The following is a 15703-nucleotide window of genomic DNA, read 5'->3' as shown; positions in this document are numbered from 1 at the left end:
GTGGGCAATGCCCACCCAACTTTATTCTATTACTTGACAGAGAATTAAACCAAACCAATTTTGAGGATCAGTAAAGATTTTAATTGTTTTTAGTCCTTTAGTTTCAAGCTCTTTTTTGACTTGATCTACATTAAATTTACGGGAAATCTCAGTCAAAATCATTTCATTTTTTTCTAGTTTAACTGTTAAGTCCAGATTTTTCAAATTGACAACTTGTATTTGTTGAGAAATTAAATACATCTCAATTTGATTTTTTTCTGTATTATAAATTGCTTGATGAGCAAATAAATTGAGATCAAAATTACCCTGATATTTTTTGTTTAAATGAGAGAGCATATTTAAGTTAAATGCTGCGGTTACTCCTTGACTATCATTATAAGCAGCTTCTAAAATTGATTGAGGTTTCTGTAAATCAATTCCCAATAAAAAATAGTCCCCTATTTCTAAAACTTCTGTGATTTTATTTAAGAAGATATCGCAGTCATAAGGACTAAAATTACCGATAGAACTTCCCAAGAAAAAAATCATTCGCGCTGGTAAAGAAGTCGCTTTTAATTGGGTTAAAGCCTGATTATAAGTGCCAACTAACCCTTGAATTTGTAAACTAGGATAATCTTTTTGTAGTTGTATAGCACTGTCTTTTAAAATGCTTTCACTAACATCAATTGGCACATATTTACAGAGTTCTTCTTTAGTTTGATAGGCATCTAATAAAAGCCGCGTTTTGGTCGAACTACCACTGCCTAATTCTACTAATTCACAAGCTCCTGTAATCTCAGAAATTTCCTTCGCATATTGTTGCAAAATAGAAGCTTCTGTGCGGGTTGGATAATATTCTGGTAACTCACAAATCTGCTCAAATAATTCTGAACCACGAGCATCATAGAAGTATTTTGATGGTAAAGTTTTTTTGTATTCATTTAACCCATTCTTGACCTCTTTATCTTCTTGATTTTCTGTGTTATTTAGGGTTTCAAGGGTTGCTAAATAGGTTATTTCTAATTGTCCTTTGGAGAGTTGAGTTAACATAGTTTGTTCTGCCTGATTGAAATTTACTTATACTTTTTCATTTTAGAGCAAAAGTGTAACAAGAGTAACAGAAAGTTTGAGGAAAATATTTTTTTAGCTATTTTTAGCACCTGGGAGATTCTATCATAAAATATGTAACATATCTGATAATAAACTTTAAAATTATTTATGATAGTCCAGGAAAATCAACTTATTGAAGGATTCAAAAAATCATAAAATGTGCTATCAAAAAGGTGAACCACCTCAGAAAGATGACAAGACCTAAATAAATTGCTATAATGAAGTTATCAAGTAAGCTTAAAGACAAAATAGATAAACTGAAAAGAAATCAGAATAAAATCAAAAAGAATTGGGTCAACTATTATGATAAGTTTTGTTGAACTGCCGAGAGATGTCATTGCTCAAGTATTAAAAAATACCTTTACATTTTCTGATGAATTACCCCCTACTTATGAAGATGTAAAAGATCTAATTGAGCAAGCTATTCAAGTCATTGATACTAATGTAAATGCCCGTTGTCGTGAGGGAAGTTGTGACATTTCCATGACTGATTTTACCTTGGCATTACAAAAGAAAGACTTGGATTTTATTTCCCGTGAATTTTTATATCTTTTAGTGGGCATATTATCCTTTGGTACTCCACAAGAAAAATATGTTAAACATTGTTCAATTCGAGTAATTTTCCTGACAAGGAATAGTCGAGAATGGCTGAAAAATCAACTAATTTATCGAGGCATTGAAGCTGAAAAGGCAGAAAAAATTGCTCAATGGACAATTAGGGCAGATTGTGTTTATCGGGTAGAAATGGAAGAAAACGCACCCCAATGGTTAAAAGATGGCGGTTTAATTGTACTTCAAGTCCTGAAAAAGTTTATTTGTCAAGAACTTGATGCAGCAGAAACGCCCATTGTTTGTCAAATTAGTTAATAATTAATTGTTGATAAGTAGGGGTAATTCATGAATTACCTCTACTGAGAGGGGCGGTAAGTCAGTTCTGTTAAATTGAAAATATTTTAACAATTGGTTTACTTTTAGAGTAAAATTTTTACGATGGGAAAGAATTATCAAGAAGTGAAGGAAAAAGTCTAATGAGTGATCAATTTGATTATGATTTAATCATTATCGGTGCAGGAGTCGGGGGCCATGGTGCGGCTTTACACGCGGTAAAATGTGGACTGAAAACCGCGATCATCGAAGCAAAAGATATGGGGGGAACTTGTGTTAACCGTGGTTGTATTCCCTCAAAAGCCTTATTAGCAGCATCAGGAAGAGTCAGAGAATTAGAAGATGCTCACCATCTTAACAGTTTAGGCATTTCCATCGGCGGGGTGCAATTTCAACGAGAAGCGATCGCAGATCATGCTACCAATTTAGTTAATAAAATTCGCGGTGATCTCACCAATAGTTTAAAACGTCTCAAGGTAGAAACTATTCACGGTTGGGGAAAAGTGATCGATAGCCAAAAAGTCAGCGTCTTAACTGATAATGGGGAAAAAATTATCACCGCCAAAGATGTTATGCTTTGTCCGGGATCAGTGCCTTTTGTGCCTCGCGGTGTTGAAATTGATCATAAAACAGTCTTTACCAGTGACGAAGCCGTAAAATTAGAAACCTTACCCCAATGGATTGCTATTATTGGTAGTGGTTACATTGGGCTAGAATTTTCTGACATTTATACCGCATTAGGGTGTGAAGTTACTATGATTGAAGCCTTAGATACCTTAATGCCAGGATTTGATCCCGAAATTTCTAAAATTGCTGAACGAGTGTTAATTAAAACCCGTGATATTGAAACCTATTCCGGTGTTTTTGCGACAAAAATAACCCCAGGCGCACCTGTTACTATTGAATTAACCGATGCCAAAACTAAAGAAGTGATCAATGTCTTAGAAGTAGACGCTTGTTTAGTAGCTACGGGGCGCATTCCTGCCACGAAAAATTTAGGCTTAGAAAACATTGGAGTTGAAACCAATCGCGGTTTTATCCCGGTCAATGACAAAATGGAAGTATTACGGGATGGTCAAATCGTCCCCCATCTTTGGGCAGTTGGAGATGCAACAGGTAAAATGATGTTAGCCCATGCTGCATCAGGCCAAGGAGTGATCGCCGTTGAGAATATTTGTGGACGGGAGAAAACCATGGACTATCGCAGTATTCCGGCTGCTGCCTTTACTCATCCTGAAATTAGTTATGTGGGGTTAACCGAACCCGCAGCCATCGAATTAGGGGAAAATGAGGGGTTTGAGGTTTCAAGCGTCAAAACTTACTTTAAAGGCAATTCTAAAGCCCTTGCAGAAGGGGAAACCGATGGCATTGCTAAGGTGGTATACCGCAAAGATAACGGCGAAGTCTTAGGGGTGCATATTATTGGCATCCATGCCTCAGACTTGATACAAGAAGCCGCTAATGCGATCGCCCAACGTCAAAGTGTGCAGAATTTAGCCTTTAATATCCACACTCATCCTACTCTTTCAGAAGTGTTAGATGAGGCTTATAAACGGGCTGATGTAGCTGTTTAAGGGGGAAGGGGGCTTAAAATTTGTTTAAGTCCCCTTCTGATGTAAAAGTCGTCACCATATTTTTATGATTTTTGATGTTAATTATGATCAAGAAGTTGATGCAGCCTATTTTCGTATTGAGAATAAAACTGTTTTAGATTCCGAAGAAATTGCTGAAGGAATTATTATTGATTATGATGAAGATAACAAGATAGTAGGCGTTGAGTTATTAGGGGTAAAAACGATTAATCCTGAAAATTTTGCTTTGCTGATTCCCTTGTTACCTAAATCGTTTAAGGTTCAATTTCAAGCATTAGTGAAGTATGAGGAAGTTTGACGAAGCAGCAAAAAAAGTATTTTAATACTCACATTACTTAACTGATCAATCAGGAGTTAAAATTAATGCTTAAAAACCTTACTCAATTATATGAAACCGACTTTTTTGCTTGGACTGAAGAAACCACAAAACTCATTAAGCAAGGACAATTTAATCAAGTTGACTGGAACTCAGGATGATTTTTTACCAAAATAGATGATAATTTTATTAATAAAATAACATCCCAAGCATGGAGTGGTTTGCGCCTCATTTTCTCATTGTCGTTTATAGTAAGAACATAATTTGCGACATTCTAGATCAAGCATGACTTATGATGCTCTTTGATAATGCCCCGATCCGACTTTACACGCCCCCCACCTGTACCCTCAAACTGTGGGACAAACGCCCCCTATTATCCCGTTGGCACGAGAATAACATCTTAGATAATTTAGAATTTGAACTAAATTTTGATGACCCCCGACTCTTAGAAGACCAACAAGTGACGATTAAAGGCGATCGCTCTCAATTAGAGTTACTTTATGATGTGGTGACTTCTTATGTGCAGAATTTTCTCTGCCAAACTTCCCGTTGTTTGATGGGATCTGAGCATCCCTCAAACCAGCCAGAAAGCTATTCAGAAGAAGAACCTCGCTCCTCCTGGTTGCCAGAGGATCATCCTGCCCTTTCCCCTAGCGGGTTACTCACCCACAAGCTTAACTTAGGAGCTTTGTCCAACCAAGCTACCCATCCCACAATTAATCTTAGTGCCTCTCAACTGTTTGATCTCCTCAATGCCTTAGAAGAATACAGTGATAGTATTGTTGCCATCGTATCTTCTAAAGCAGTCTCCCCTCGTAAAACCCTTTGGGTGTGGAGTGCGGCAACAATAGCGGCCTTACTTGCCATCTTAATTCCTACCGTCGGGGTGCAATGGGTGAGAGAAATCAATTCCTCCGAGTCATCGGTGACGGAAAATCCCAAGAATAAAGACAATAGCCGTTCTTTTCTCGATGTTTTACCCCCTGTTTCCCCTGCACCTAATAAATCCATTTCTCAGCCTTCCTTAGACCCTAATTTGGCTAATCGAGATCCCTTGCCTCCCCCCTCTCAAATTGGTCAAGGAACCGCGCCCCTCCGTAATCCTAACATTGCCATTCAAGCCCCACCCCTGCGCGTCTTACCTCCGCCCCCTGTCGCTCCTCCCGCTCCTCCTAAACCCAATACGGCTAATTATGCCCCCAATACAGGGAATTATCAGGTTCCGGTGCATCTTTTGCCCAATGGCGAAACCCCCATCGTTATGCCCGCTTTACCCCCTGGTACCGTAGCAGAAATGATGAGACAGCCTTCCCTTCCCTCACCCCCAACCTTACAAGCGAGAGTCCCTAATCAGCGATCGCCAAGAGATACTCTCACTATTCCCAATGAATTGCGCTCCCAGAATGAAGTGGTTGCGGTGAAACCTAGCCCTAACATGACCCTACTTGATGCTATACCGCAAGTGGCAGAAGCGCGGGAATATCTACAACAGCGATGGCAACCCCCTAAAAAGCTGGCGCAAACCCTAGAATATCGCTTAATTGTGCAATCTGATGGCGCTCTCAAACAGGCTATTCCTTTGGGTAAGGCGGCGGCTCTTTATACCCCCCAGACGGGTATTCCTGCCCCTGGAACAGCTTTTGTCTCTAGTCTCGACGTTCCTGGTAATCAAACCATTCGCCTTGTTTTGAGTCCTAATGGCACAGTTAAAACGTTTTTGGAGTAAAGAGTCATTTCTTGTTTAAAGTTGAACAAATCATGCTATAATCTTTTTTTTGTTATAATAGTTTTGGTAAGATCAACTATAATTCTGGGAGGAATCGTACCCTACTGTGTTCACTACTATAAAACCCTCATCATCATCTGCCCTTAATTTGCTACCTAATGATTTATTTTCAGCAATTAATGAGCTTAAACGAGATTTAAAGGCGATTATTTTAGCTCATTACTATCAAGACCCTGATATTCAAGATATTGCTGATTATATCGGAGATTCTCTCGGTCTTTCTCAGCAAGCAGCTACGACGCAAGCGGAAGTGATCGTCTTTGCGGGAGTTCATTTTATGGCAGAAACCGCCAAAATTTTGAATCCTGATAAATTAGTATTATTACCAGATTTAGAGGCCGGATGTTCCTTAGCGGAGGGTTGTCCTCCCGCAGAATTTGCCAAATTTAAGGCACAATATCCTAACGCTTTGGTGGTTTCGTACATTAATTGTACCGCAGAAATCAAGGCCATGAGTGATGTTATTTGTACCAGTTCTAATGCGGTAAAAATTGTTAATCAACTGCCGAAAGATCGTCCGATTATTTTTGCTCCAGATCGCAATTTAGGGCGATATGTGATGGAACAAACGGGACGAGATTTGATTTTATGGCAAGGAAGTTGTATCGTTCATGAAACCTTCTCAGAGAAGAAAATTGTACAATTAAAAATTGAGCATCCCGAAGCAGAAATTCTAGCACATCCTGAGTGTGAACCCTCAGTTTTACACCATGCTGATTATATCGGTTCCACCACTGCTTTACTCAACTATTCCCATCAGAGTTCCCATCAAATATTTATTGTTGTGACTGAACCTGGGATTATTCATCAGATGCAAAAAGACAACCCTAATAAGATGTTTATTCCTGCACCAGCAATGAATAATTGTGCCTGTAATGAATGTCCTTATATGCGTCTTAATACCCTAGAAAAATTGTATTTAGCCATGAAGTTTAAAACCCCAGAAATTACTATGGATGAATCAATTCGAGTGGCGGCATTAGTTCCCATTCAAAGAATGTTAGAAATGTCAAAATAGGTTGATTTTGGGGATAATAGCTCAATGTAGGGTGGGCAATGCCCACCAATAGCTTAGCCAAAAATTCTTATTACAAAAATGTTTTTTATCTATTGAATTAATTAACAATGAATCAACCGAAAACCCCGATTAATAGTCCCTCTAGTTACCGTGATGAAGATCCGGTTCATTTACTCGGTTGTATACAACCTCATGGCATTTTATTAGTTATACAAGAATCTGACTTAAGGATTATTCAAGCGAGTCAGAATACAACAGAAAAGTTAGGCATACCAACAGAAAAATTATTAGGTAAAAATCTCAAAGATTTATTGCCAAAGCTTCAACTAGAAACCATTATAGCTCATCTTTCAGCCAATAATTTAAAAGCGATTAATCCTCTTGAAATAACCTTAAAAATAAAGAAAAAAACTGTATTGTTTTTGGGATATATTCACAGTTTAGAGCAAGTTTTATTATTAGAACTAGAAGAATATGATCCTCAGCAAGAAATATCATTACTTGACTTTTATAAAGCAACAGAAGTTTCAATTTCTAAGATAAAATCAGGCTTAAGCTTAGAAGAAGTGTGTCAAATATCAGCCCAAGAAATTCGGAAAATAACTCAATTTGATCGGGTAATGGTCTATCAATTTGATAAAAATTGGCATGGACAAGTTATCGCTGAAGATAACACAAAATATATGGAATCTTATTTAGGGTTACATTTTCCCGCAGCAGATATTCCCCCATTATCAAGACATCTTTTTAGTTTACAAACTTTAAGATTTATCCCTGATGTTAATCATCAACCCGTTTCCTTTATGCCTCAGAATAATCCCATTACTCAACAACCTTTAGACCTTAGTTATTTGATTTTAAGAGGGGTTCATCCTATCCATATTGAATATTTACAAAATATGGGAGTTGGCAGTTCTATGACCATTTCTTTAATAAAAAACAATCAATTATGGGGGTTAATTGCTTGTCATAACCAAACCGCTAAATTTGTGACAAAAGGGGTCAGAGTCGCCTGTGAATTATTTAGTAAAATTCTCTCATTGGCTTTATCAGAAGTAGCAGAAACTGAGAATTATAAATATCAATTAAACATCAAAAATAATCACACAAAATTAATTAAATGCCTATCTAAAAATCTGGATATTTTTCAATCATTAGTCAATTATTCGCCTAATCTTTTAGATTTATTTAGTTGTCAAGGGGCAGGAATTTATTTAGACGGAAATTATCAAGCCATTGGTCAGTCCCCTAATCAAGAACAGATTCAAGGACTTGTACAGTGGCTAAAAAATAATCATTCTCAAGATATTTTTTATACTAATCAACTCCCTAAAATTTATCCTGATGCTGTCGAATATAAAGCAATAGCTAGTGGAATTTTATCAATTTATTTAGCAAAAAATTCTCTACAATATATATTTTGGTTTCGTCCTGAAGAACTACAAACCGTCAATTGGGCAGGGAGTCTTAATCAATTGGTAGAAATTGATGAACAAGAAAAATTACATCCGAGAAAATCTTTTGAACTTTGGAAAGAAACTGTTGATTCTTGTTCACTTCCTTGGCAAAATTTAGAAATAGAAGCAGCATTAGAACTCAGAAAAGCCATCTTAGAAATTGGATTTAATAAGTTAAATGAATTCGCTCAATCAAATAGTGAATTACAGCAAAAAAATCAAGACTTAGATGCCTTTGCTTACATCGCTTCCCACGATCTCAAAGAACCCTTAAGGGGAATTTATAATTATGCAAACTTTCTCCTAGAAGATTATAGCGATCGCTTAGATGAAAATGGGGTTCATCAAGTAGAAACCCTAGTGCGTTTAAGCCAAAAAATGGCCAACTTATTAGACTCCCTCTTACAATATTCTCGCCTAGGAAGAATTGATTTTTTCTATGAAGATATTGATCTAAATAGCTTACTTGAACAAACCTTAGATCTGTTAAGGGGGAGAATAGAAGAAAATCAGGTTAATCTGATCATTCCTCGACCTTTACCAAGGATTAACGCTGACCAAGCTAGATTACATGATCTTTACATAAATCTGATTAGTAATGCCATAAAGTATAATGATAAAGATCATAAAATAGTCGAAATAGGTTATTTTAATCATGGAGAAGCTTTAGAAAATTTTCCCCAAACTAAAATTAGTGAATTGAATCATCCAGATTTTATTTTTTATGTTCGAGATAATGGCATTGGAATTCCGACAAAACATCAAACTACTATTTTTCAAATCTTTAAGCGGTTACATTCCCCCGAAAAATATGGAGGAGGAACAGGAATTGGTTTAACTATTGCTCAAAAAATTATTGAACGTCATGGGGGAAATATTTGGCTAGAATCTACTCTAAATGAAGGAACTACTTTTTATTTTACTTTAGCTAGATAAGAAAATTTATTGTTAAAGTCTATTATTTGTGATAATTTAGCATAATATATACCGAAGAACCGAAAATCATTGATGTCAAATCTGTTTACAAAACCCTTTTTATTGTTAGTAGAAGATAGCGATGAAGACTTTACTGCTTTTATGCGGTTTAGTAGTGAATTTATCTTAGAACATCCCGTTACCCGTTGTCGAAATGGGGAAGAAGCGTTAGAATTTTTAAAGGATGTGAGTGATAAGCTTGGCTGTAATATTTATCAGACTACTCAGCTTCCTGCCTTGATTATCTTAGATCTCAATTTACCTGGCACTGATGGACGAGAAGTGTTAACCTGTATCATAGAAAACCCTCAGTGGCAACAAATTCCCACTATTATTTTTAGTAGTTCTGCTGATCCAAGGGATATTCAATTTTGTTATGAACATGGTGCAAAAAGTTATATTCTTAAACCCATTGATCTTAATCAACTTAAAAAAAACATCCAGGTATTTTGGGAATATTGGTTTAATGTTGTTATTCTTCCTAATTACCAAAATTTATGATCTATGTTTTCTCAACCCCTTACTATTTTAATTATTGATGATAGTCCAGAATATAGATTTACATTGCGACGCTATTTAGAGAGGCAAACAGAAGCTAACTATGAGGTAATTGAAGCATCATCAGGACAAGAAGGTTTACAAGTCTTAAAAACGGTTCATGTCGATGGCGTTTTGTTAGATTTTCACTTATCTGATCTGGATGGGATAGAATTTTTACAGCAGTTAAATACTTACATTCCTGAGAAAAATTTGCCTGTGATTATGTTAACAGGAATGGGGAACGAGAAGATTGCAGTAGAAGCCATGAAAAATGGCGCACAGGATTATTTACTCAAAGATAATATTACCCCAGAAAGCTTATTAAAATCTTTATATTTAGCTATAGAAAGGGTCAAGCTTAGTCGGGAATTAGAAAAAAGTGAACAACAATTTAGAGCAACTTTTGAGCAAGCTGCTGTTGGAATTTATCACTTAAATTTAGTAGGAGAATTTCTCAAAGCTAATCAACGATTTTGCCAAATTACAGGCTATTTATTCGAGGAAATCCAAGAAAAGACCCTGAAAGATATTATTTATGTTGATGATCTTCCCTATTATCAAAAGTCTCTCAATAAATTACTAAATAATCAGATTACTACCTTTACATTAGAACAGCGATATCTCACTTCAGATAATTTATTAGTTTGGGTAAATCTGACGGTTTCTATGGTTAATCATGCCAATGGTAGACCTGATTATTTAATGGGAATTGTCGAAGATATTGAGGAACGAAAAAAAGCAGAAAATGCTTTGAAAAAAGCCAACCAACAATTAAAAACAATTATCAAACAATTGGCCAAACAAAATCAAGAGAGAACCTTATTAAGTCGGGTGAGTCAATATCTCCAATCCTGTAATACAATGGAAGAAGCTTATACAATTTTGGCGGATTTACTACAACCATTATTTGAAGGTTGTTCCCTTGGGATTTATCAACTTTATGAGGATCAAAATCTGGCTAAATTAGTATCAAGTTGGGGGAATAATTTGAATAGTAAAGAGAAATTTCCGGCACAAGAATGCTGGTCATTGCGACAGGGAAAAGCCCATTATGCAGAAAAAAGCCATAGTCAATTATTTTGTTCTCATCTTGACTCAACATCAAATCTAAGTGCTTCTTTATGTTTCCCGATGATGGCTCAAGGTAAGATATTTGGTATTTTATATATTAGCACAAATGATCAAGAAAAATTAACCGCAGAACAACAAAATTTAGCCCAAACAGTGAGCGAAAATATTGTTTTATCCCTGGTTAATTTACAACTGCAAGAAACCTTAAGAGAACAAAGTATTCGTGATTCATTGACAGGTTTATTTAATCGCCGTTATCTTCATGAATTCTTAGACAAAGAAATTATCAAAGCGCAACGAAACCCGACCAATATCGGCATTATTTTAATTGATGCTGATCATTTTAAACGGATAAATGATAACTTTAGTCATAGCTTAGGAGATGTAGTTTTAAAAGAACTTAGCAGCTTTTTAAAGCATAATATAAGAGGCTCAGATATTGCTTGTCGTTATGGGGGAGAAGAATTTATTTTGGTTTTGCCAGAAGCAAATTTAGAGAACACTTATCAACGAGCAGAAATGTTAAGAGAGAAAATAAAACAACTTCATTTTCAATATCAAGAATATTTTTTAGAAGGGATTACAATTTCCATTGGAGTAGCTTGTTTTCCTGACCATGGGTTAACTGGAGAAACGGTGATTAATAATGCAGATACGGCCCTATATCAAGCCAAAGATCAAGGCCGCGATCGCACCATTATTTTTGATCCTTCGATGATTGATAAACCCTCTAATGATTAATTAAAATAAGTGTATAATCATTAATAATACTCTTGTTCTATTTGATCTAACGTCTTCATGTCTTCCTATGAACCCCTCCATCATAAATATCGCCCCCAAATTTTTGCAGACTTAGTGGGCCAAGAAGCGATCGCCACCACCTTAACCAATGCGATCGCCACAAGACGCATTGCACCTGCATACTTATTTACGGGCCCCAGAGGAACAGGAAAAACCTCTAGTGCGCGGATTTTAGCCAAATCTCTCAATTGTTTAGCGGTTGAATATCCTACCGCGACTCCTTGTGGAAGCTGTGAGGTTTGTCGGGCGATCGCCAGGGGTTCAGCATTAGATGTAATTGAAATTGACGCAGCGAGTAACACTGGGGTTGATAACATTCGAGAAATCATCGAACGGGCCCAATTTGCCCCCGTACAATGCCGTTATAAAGTGTATGTAATTGATGAATGTCATATGCTGAGCGTGGCGGCATTTAATGCCTTATTAAAGACCTTAGAAGAACCTCCAGAACGGGTTATTTTTGTCCTAGCTACTACCGATCCTCAGCGAGTTTTACCTACTATTATATCCCGTTGTCAACGCTTCGACTATCGCCGCATTCCCTTAGAAGCAATGGTTAAACATTTAACAGAAATTGCTGCTAAAGAAGCGATTGAAATTGACCAAGAAGCCTTAACTTTAGTATCACAAATAGCCAACGGTGGATTAAGAGATGCAGAAAGTTTATTAGATCAATTAAGCTTATCATCAGGAACTATTACCCCCGAAAAAGTTTGGGATTTAGTGGGGGCAGTCCCGGAGAGAGACTTATTATTATTATTACAAGCGATTCGTTCCAATCAATCAGAAACCGTCATAGAATTTTGTCGTCAATTGATGAATAGAGGGCGAGAACCCTTAGTAGTTTTGCAGAATTTAGCTAGTTTTTATCTTAACCTATTAATTGCTAAAACTGCTGCAAATCGGGCTGATTTAGTAGCAGTTACGGCAACAACTTGGCAAGATTTATGTCAAGAAGCAAAACAGTGGGAAATTGCAACAATTTTAATGGGTCAACAGAAGCTAAAAGACAGTGAATTTCAGATAAAAAATACCACTCAACCTCGTTTATGGTTAGAAGTTACTCTATTAGGTTTATTGCCTTCTGTTTGCCGTCCTCAACAGATTATTGAGACAGTTTCTATTCCTCAAAAAACACCCATTAATCAGACTTCAAAACCTGCCTATTCTCCTCCAGAAAAAATCGAAACTAAACCGAGTTCTTTCCCTCCTGAAAAGACGGAAGTTAAACCTGATATAAACTCATCTGAAGTGATTATTAATCATCAAGAGCAGTCTGCCCCGACTAATGTTTCATTGCCTGAAATTGATGCCCAAAATCTTGAGCTTGCCCAACTTTGGGAATTAATATTATCTAAAGTTCCTCCTATTACCTCGGCATTAATTAAACAGCATGGTCATTTAATTAGTTATCAGGGAAAAATTGCAACTATCGGTATTACGAGTCAGCCTTTACTGAATATAGCGAAAGCTCAATTATCTCACATTGAAGCGGCATTTGAGTTAGTTTATGGACACAAAGTTAAGATTAATTTTCAAGTTAATTCCGGTTCTATTCCTAAGTCTATTGCTCCTCAAACTTCATTAAAAATCCCTAAAATAATTGATCCTGCAAACTATAAATCTCCTGAAACTGAATCAGAAACTATTGCTAAAAAAAAAGAGGAACTTCCTCCTTTGAATAAAGTTGAGGATGAAATTCAATCTCCTATTATTTTAGAAAATTCTGATTTAGTTGAGCCTTCTGAAGATGAATTTAAAAAAGCAGTGGACAAGGTAGCCAAATTTTTTGAAGGAGAGATTATTAATGTTGTCGATTATTTTGAAGATGAAGAAATCTTGGTTTATGATGATAATTCTAACTTAGATCAAAACATAGAACAAAAAGAAATTAAGACCAATGAAGTGATAAAAAATGAAGAAAAAAATCTAATTAATCTTAGAGAAGATGAGGAGGAAAAATCAGACGAAGCATTAGGAATACAAAAAGAATTATCTTTTGTTGTAGAAGAAAATCATCAATTATCTCAGAAACTTCAACAACAAGAAAAGCAGGAAATTAAACAAGAAAAATTAGAGGATAAACCAACAAAAAATGAGAATATTCCTCCATCTGTTCCCCCTAAACATAGACCAATAATAAATAGAAAGGAAGCGATACCAGAAAATGATGAAGACCTTGATTTTTAACTAAACAATTTTGGGATTTTTATTATGAATTATTCTCTAAAAATTGTTCTACATTTTCTAATAAGCGAATGACTTCTTGTGGTTTAAGAACTGGAATATTACCCATATTTTACCTAATGGCAATTTGTTGTGTTCCGATAAATTCTGTTTCTAAGTTAATATCTTCATCTTGTAATAACATTTCAATTACTTCTTGTAAGTTTTTGTGTAATTCATCCAAGGTTTCACCAGTGGAATGTGCGCCAGCAAAACCGGGGACATAACCTACATAAAGATTGGTATCTTTGTCCTTTTCAATAACGGTGTTAAACCCCTACAAAGCCATTAAATTGCTGTAGGGGCATAATACTATTATGCCCTAATCTTTGACAAACCATTAAAATACTGTAGCATCATAAACTTGTTAGGGGAAGAATCTATAAACTTCTTTTCTATGTAAAAAGCGAACAAAAATCAATTCATTATTAGTGATTTCAATCCCAATTCGATAGTCTCCTATTTTCAGGCGATAAAATGTTTGATAACCTTTAAGTTTTTTGAGATTATTGATTTCACTTAAACTATCAGCTAATTTACATTCATTGATGCTCTCTTTGACATTTAATAATAGTTTTTTATCTTTAATTTTCTTCAAGTCTTTCGCAAATTTTGATTCAAATTTAATTTTCATTCTACTTCGCTATCAAGAATTGAAAATATTTCTTCTTCGGAAACAAATTCATTCTGTCTTCCTTCCGTTATGGCGTTAGCTAACCCGATTTCTTCTAACGCTTCTAAAACAATTTCATAAAAGATTTCTCGTTTCGATTGCATCATCTCTATTAAAATTTCAGTTAGAAGTTCTTTTGTCTTTTCTTCATTAATGATTGATTCCATGTTTTTTTATCCTTTAATGGTGACTATCCTATTATATATATTATTTATATATGTGTGAATGTCGCTCAGGGTTTAACGGTATTAAACCCCTACAAAGCCATTAAATTACTCTAGTTTAATAAGCATCTTTACGATGAATACAACTTAAGACAAGAATCAGCATTTCCTTATCTTGAATTCTGTAAATTACACGATAGTTACCTATTCTGATTCGATAACTGTTATCATATCCTTTATCTTTTTAACTCCATTAGGACGAGGTGTATCAGCAAGAAGTCGAATGTCTGCAATCATTCGTTTGCGTTGTTTTTGAGGTAATTCATCTAGTTGCTTTTGAACAGGTTTAGGAATAATAATATGATAGCTCAATTTTAACTAGCCTCATATTCTTCAAGGGTTAAGTAATCTCCTGATTGATAAGCAGACTCAGATGCAATAATATTATCACGTTCTTCTTCGCTGATTTCTTCTTCGCCGATTTCTTCTTCAATATGTCGTTCTTTAAGAAAGAGTACATAATCAAGTAATTGTCCTAAGAGAGAATCAGGAATATGTTCAATTTCTTTAATGAGTTGTTCTTTAATTGTCATAGTTTTTGCTGAAGTATATCGTTCTTTAAAAAAAAGTACACAGTCTAGTAATTGTCCTTTTATGCGGCTACTTTAATCAATTTGCTACTCACTGAAGGTTCTGGAATGGGTTGACCATCTTCCTTAAGAGTATCAATATAAAGCGTAATTGCTTCTTTAATATTGATTTCTAATTCTTCAAGCGTTTTTCCTGTAGATATACAACCAGGTAAATCAGGAACATAAGCAGAATAGTTATTACCAGCCTGTTCAAAAATAACTAGATATTCTTTCATGTTTCATCCTCTATCTGTGCTTGTTTCCAAATACTTTTTAATGTGCCAATGGCAACTTCATCAGAAAAGCTACCCGGAACGACGACAATACCCATTTTTTGAGGGTGTTTAAAAACTCGATGACTACCTCGCATTCTTGCTTGATACCATCCATCGACTTTTAACCGTTGAATAACATTGCGGACTTTCATGATTTAGTTAGACATTGGATATGTATTATAACATTTTCTGCTAAATTACCG

At 35.6% G+C, this 15703-nt stretch carries 19 protein-coding genes; 10 read left to right on the top strand and 9 right to left on the bottom strand.

Features of this window, described 5'->3' with window-relative positions:
• Positions 1–21: 21 nt before the first annotated feature.
• Positions 22–1029 (bottom strand): L-histidine N(alpha)-methyltransferase, encoded by a 1008-nt coding sequence (gene egtD / locus VB691_RS20515; RefSeq protein WP_323293384.1) that lies wholly within the window; start codon positions 1027–1029, stop codon positions 22–24.
• Between the two features lie 363 nt (positions 1030–1392).
• On the opposite strand from egtD, the gene VB691_RS20510 reads away from it, so the two are divergent.
• The 10 genes from VB691_RS20510 to VB691_RS20465 all read left to right on the top strand — a co-directional run bounded on the left by VB691_RS20510 (position 1393) and on the right by VB691_RS20465 (position 13720).
• Entirely contained in the window at positions 1393–1956 is a 564-nt protein-coding gene (locus VB691_RS20510) for a hypothetical protein (RefSeq protein WP_323293383.1), read from the top strand.
• Positions 1957–2117: 161 nt separating this feature from the next.
• Positions 2118–3548, top strand: a complete 1431-nt coding sequence (lpdA, locus tag VB691_RS20505; RefSeq protein ID WP_323293382.1) for a dihydrolipoyl dehydrogenase — start codon at positions 2118–2120, stop codon at positions 3546–3548.
• A 64-nt stretch (positions 3549–3612) separates the two neighbouring features.
• Positions 3613–3864, top strand: coding sequence for a DUF2283 domain-containing protein (locus VB691_RS20500; protein ID WP_323293381.1), 252 nt, complete (start codon positions 3613–3615; stop codon positions 3862–3864).
• Between the two features lie 65 nt (positions 3865–3929).
• A complete protein-coding gene (locus VB691_RS20495) occupies positions 3930–4043 on the top strand; it encodes a DUF29 family protein (protein WP_323293380.1) in 114 nt (37 codons plus the stop codon).
• Between the two features lie 131 nt (positions 4044–4174).
• Complete coding sequence (locus tag VB691_RS20490) at positions 4175–5608, top strand: DUF4335 domain-containing protein (protein WP_323293379.1); 1434 nt, start codon at positions 4175–4177, stop codon at positions 5606–5608.
• Between the two features lie 106 nt (positions 5609–5714).
• Complete coding sequence (gene nadA, locus VB691_RS20485; protein WP_323293378.1) at positions 5715–6686, top strand: quinolinate synthase NadA; 972 nt, start codon at positions 5715–5717, stop codon at positions 6684–6686.
• Between the two features lie 107 nt (positions 6687–6793).
• Complete coding sequence (locus VB691_RS20480; RefSeq protein WP_323293377.1) at positions 6794–9079, top strand: ATP-binding protein; 2286 nt, start codon at positions 6794–6796, stop codon at positions 9077–9079.
• Between the two features lie 72 nt (positions 9080–9151).
• On the top strand, positions 9152–9619 hold the full coding sequence (locus tag VB691_RS20475; RefSeq protein WP_323293376.1) for a response regulator: 468 nt from the start codon (positions 9152–9154) through the stop codon (positions 9617–9619).
• 3 nt (positions 9620–9622) lie between these two features.
• Entirely contained in the window at positions 9623–11470 is a 1848-nt protein-coding gene (locus VB691_RS20470) for a diguanylate cyclase (protein ID WP_323293375.1), read from the top strand.
• Between the two features lie 57 nt (positions 11471–11527).
• The gene (locus VB691_RS20465; RefSeq protein ID WP_323293374.1) at positions 11528–13720 is read left to right on the top strand and encodes a DNA polymerase III subunit gamma/tau; all 2193 of its coding nucleotides are present in this window, start codon (positions 11528–11530) and stop codon (positions 13718–13720) included.
• A 109-nt stretch (positions 13721–13829) separates the two neighbouring features.
• Here the strand turns inward: VB691_RS20465 and VB691_RS20460 are convergent, their stop codons facing one another.
• The 8 genes from VB691_RS20460 to VB691_RS20425 form a co-directional block, all read right to left on the bottom strand.
• A complete protein-coding gene (locus tag VB691_RS20460) occupies positions 13830–14018 on the bottom strand; it encodes a type II toxin-antitoxin system HicB family antitoxin (RefSeq protein ID WP_323293415.1) in 189 nt (62 codons plus the stop codon).
• A gap of 105 nt (positions 14019–14123) precedes the next feature.
• Positions 14124–14390, bottom strand: a complete 267-nt coding sequence (locus VB691_RS20455) for a type II toxin-antitoxin system mRNA interferase toxin, RelE/StbE family (RefSeq protein ID WP_323293373.1) — start codon at positions 14388–14390, stop codon at positions 14124–14126.
• Positions 14387–14596 (bottom strand): hypothetical protein, encoded by a 210-nt coding sequence (locus VB691_RS20450; protein WP_323293372.1) that lies wholly within the window; start codon positions 14594–14596, stop codon positions 14387–14389. The genes VB691_RS20455 and VB691_RS20450 overlap by 4 nt, the downstream gene beginning before the upstream one ends.
• Before the next feature lie 115 nt (positions 14597–14711).
• A complete protein-coding gene (locus VB691_RS20445) occupies positions 14712–14783 on the bottom strand; it encodes a hypothetical protein (RefSeq protein ID WP_323293414.1) in 72 nt (23 codons plus the stop codon).
• 14 nt (positions 14784–14797) lie between these two features.
• Complete coding sequence (locus tag VB691_RS20440) at positions 14798–14965, bottom strand: hypothetical protein (RefSeq protein ID WP_323293371.1); 168 nt, start codon at positions 14963–14965, stop codon at positions 14798–14800.
• Positions 14966–14967: 2 nt separating this feature from the next.
• Positions 14968–15186: a DUF2281 domain-containing protein gene (locus VB691_RS20435; RefSeq protein ID WP_323293370.1), complete on the bottom strand. Its 219-nt coding sequence runs from the start codon at positions 15184–15186 to the stop codon at positions 14968–14970.
• Between the two features lie 59 nt (positions 15187–15245).
• Positions 15246–15461, bottom strand: coding sequence for a type II toxin-antitoxin system HicB family antitoxin (locus VB691_RS20430; RefSeq protein WP_323293369.1), 216 nt, complete (start codon positions 15459–15461; stop codon positions 15246–15248).
• The gene (locus VB691_RS20425) at positions 15458–15652 is read right to left on the bottom strand and encodes a type II toxin-antitoxin system HicA family toxin (RefSeq protein ID WP_323293368.1); all 195 of its coding nucleotides are present in this window, start codon (positions 15650–15652) and stop codon (positions 15458–15460) included. Before VB691_RS20425 ends, VB691_RS20430 begins: the two co-directional genes overlap by 4 nt.
• Positions 15653–15703 lie beyond the last annotated feature (51 nt).

Origin of the sequence: Crocosphaera sp. XPORK-15E (genome assembly GCF_034931425.1) — a bacterium.
In the GTDB taxonomy this organism is placed as follows: Bacteria; Cyanobacteriota; Cyanobacteriia; order Cyanobacteriales; family Microcystaceae; genus UHCC-0190.
Note: the sequence above shows the minus strand (reverse complement) of the source record. Positions and strands in the feature narration are given on the sequence as shown.

Coding starts and splice junctions, on each gene's coding strand:
- egtD (WP_323293384.1), bottom strand. CDS start 1,029: ATGTTAACTCAACTCTCCAAAGGACAATTAGAAATAACCTATTTAGCA.
- VB691_RS20510 (WP_323293383.1), top strand. CDS start 1,393: ATGATAAGTTTTGTTGAACTGCCGAGAGATGTCATTGCTCAAGTATTA.
- lpdA (WP_323293382.1), top strand. CDS start 2,118: ATGAGTGATCAATTTGATTATGATTTAATCATTATCGGTGCAGGAGTC.
- VB691_RS20500 (WP_323293381.1), top strand. CDS start 3,613: ATGATTTTTGATGTTAATTATGATCAAGAAGTTGATGCAGCCTATTTT.
- VB691_RS20495 (WP_323293380.1), top strand. CDS start 3,930: ATGCTTAAAAACCTTACTCAATTATATGAAACCGACTTTTTTGCTTGG.
- VB691_RS20490 (WP_323293379.1), top strand. CDS start 4,175: ATGATGCTCTTTGATAATGCCCCGATCCGACTTTACACGCCCCCCACC.
- VB691_RS20480 (WP_323293377.1), top strand. CDS start 6,794: ATGAATCAACCGAAAACCCCGATTAATAGTCCCTCTAGTTACCGTGAT.
- VB691_RS20475 (WP_323293376.1), top strand. CDS start 9,152: ATGTCAAATCTGTTTACAAAACCCTTTTTATTGTTAGTAGAAGATAGC.
- VB691_RS20470 (WP_323293375.1), top strand. CDS start 9,623: ATGTTTTCTCAACCCCTTACTATTTTAATTATTGATGATAGTCCAGAA.
- VB691_RS20465 (WP_323293374.1), top strand. CDS start 11,528: ATGTCTTCCTATGAACCCCTCCATCATAAATATCGCCCCCAAATTTTT.
- VB691_RS20455 (WP_323293373.1), bottom strand. CDS start 14,390: ATGAAAATTAAATTTGAATCAAAATTTGCGAAAGACTTGAAGAAAATT.
- VB691_RS20450 (WP_323293372.1), bottom strand. CDS start 14,596: ATGGAATCAATCATTAATGAAGAAAAGACAAAAGAACTTCTAACTGAA.
- VB691_RS20435 (WP_323293370.1), bottom strand. CDS start 15,186: ATGACAATTAAAGAACAACTCATTAAAGAAATTGAACATATTCCTGAT.
- VB691_RS20430 (WP_323293369.1), bottom strand. CDS start 15,461: ATGAAAGAATATCTAGTTATTTTTGAACAGGCTGGTAATAACTATTCT.
- VB691_RS20425 (WP_323293368.1), bottom strand. CDS start 15,652: ATGAAAGTCCGCAATGTTATTCAACGGTTAAAAGTCGATGGATGGTAT.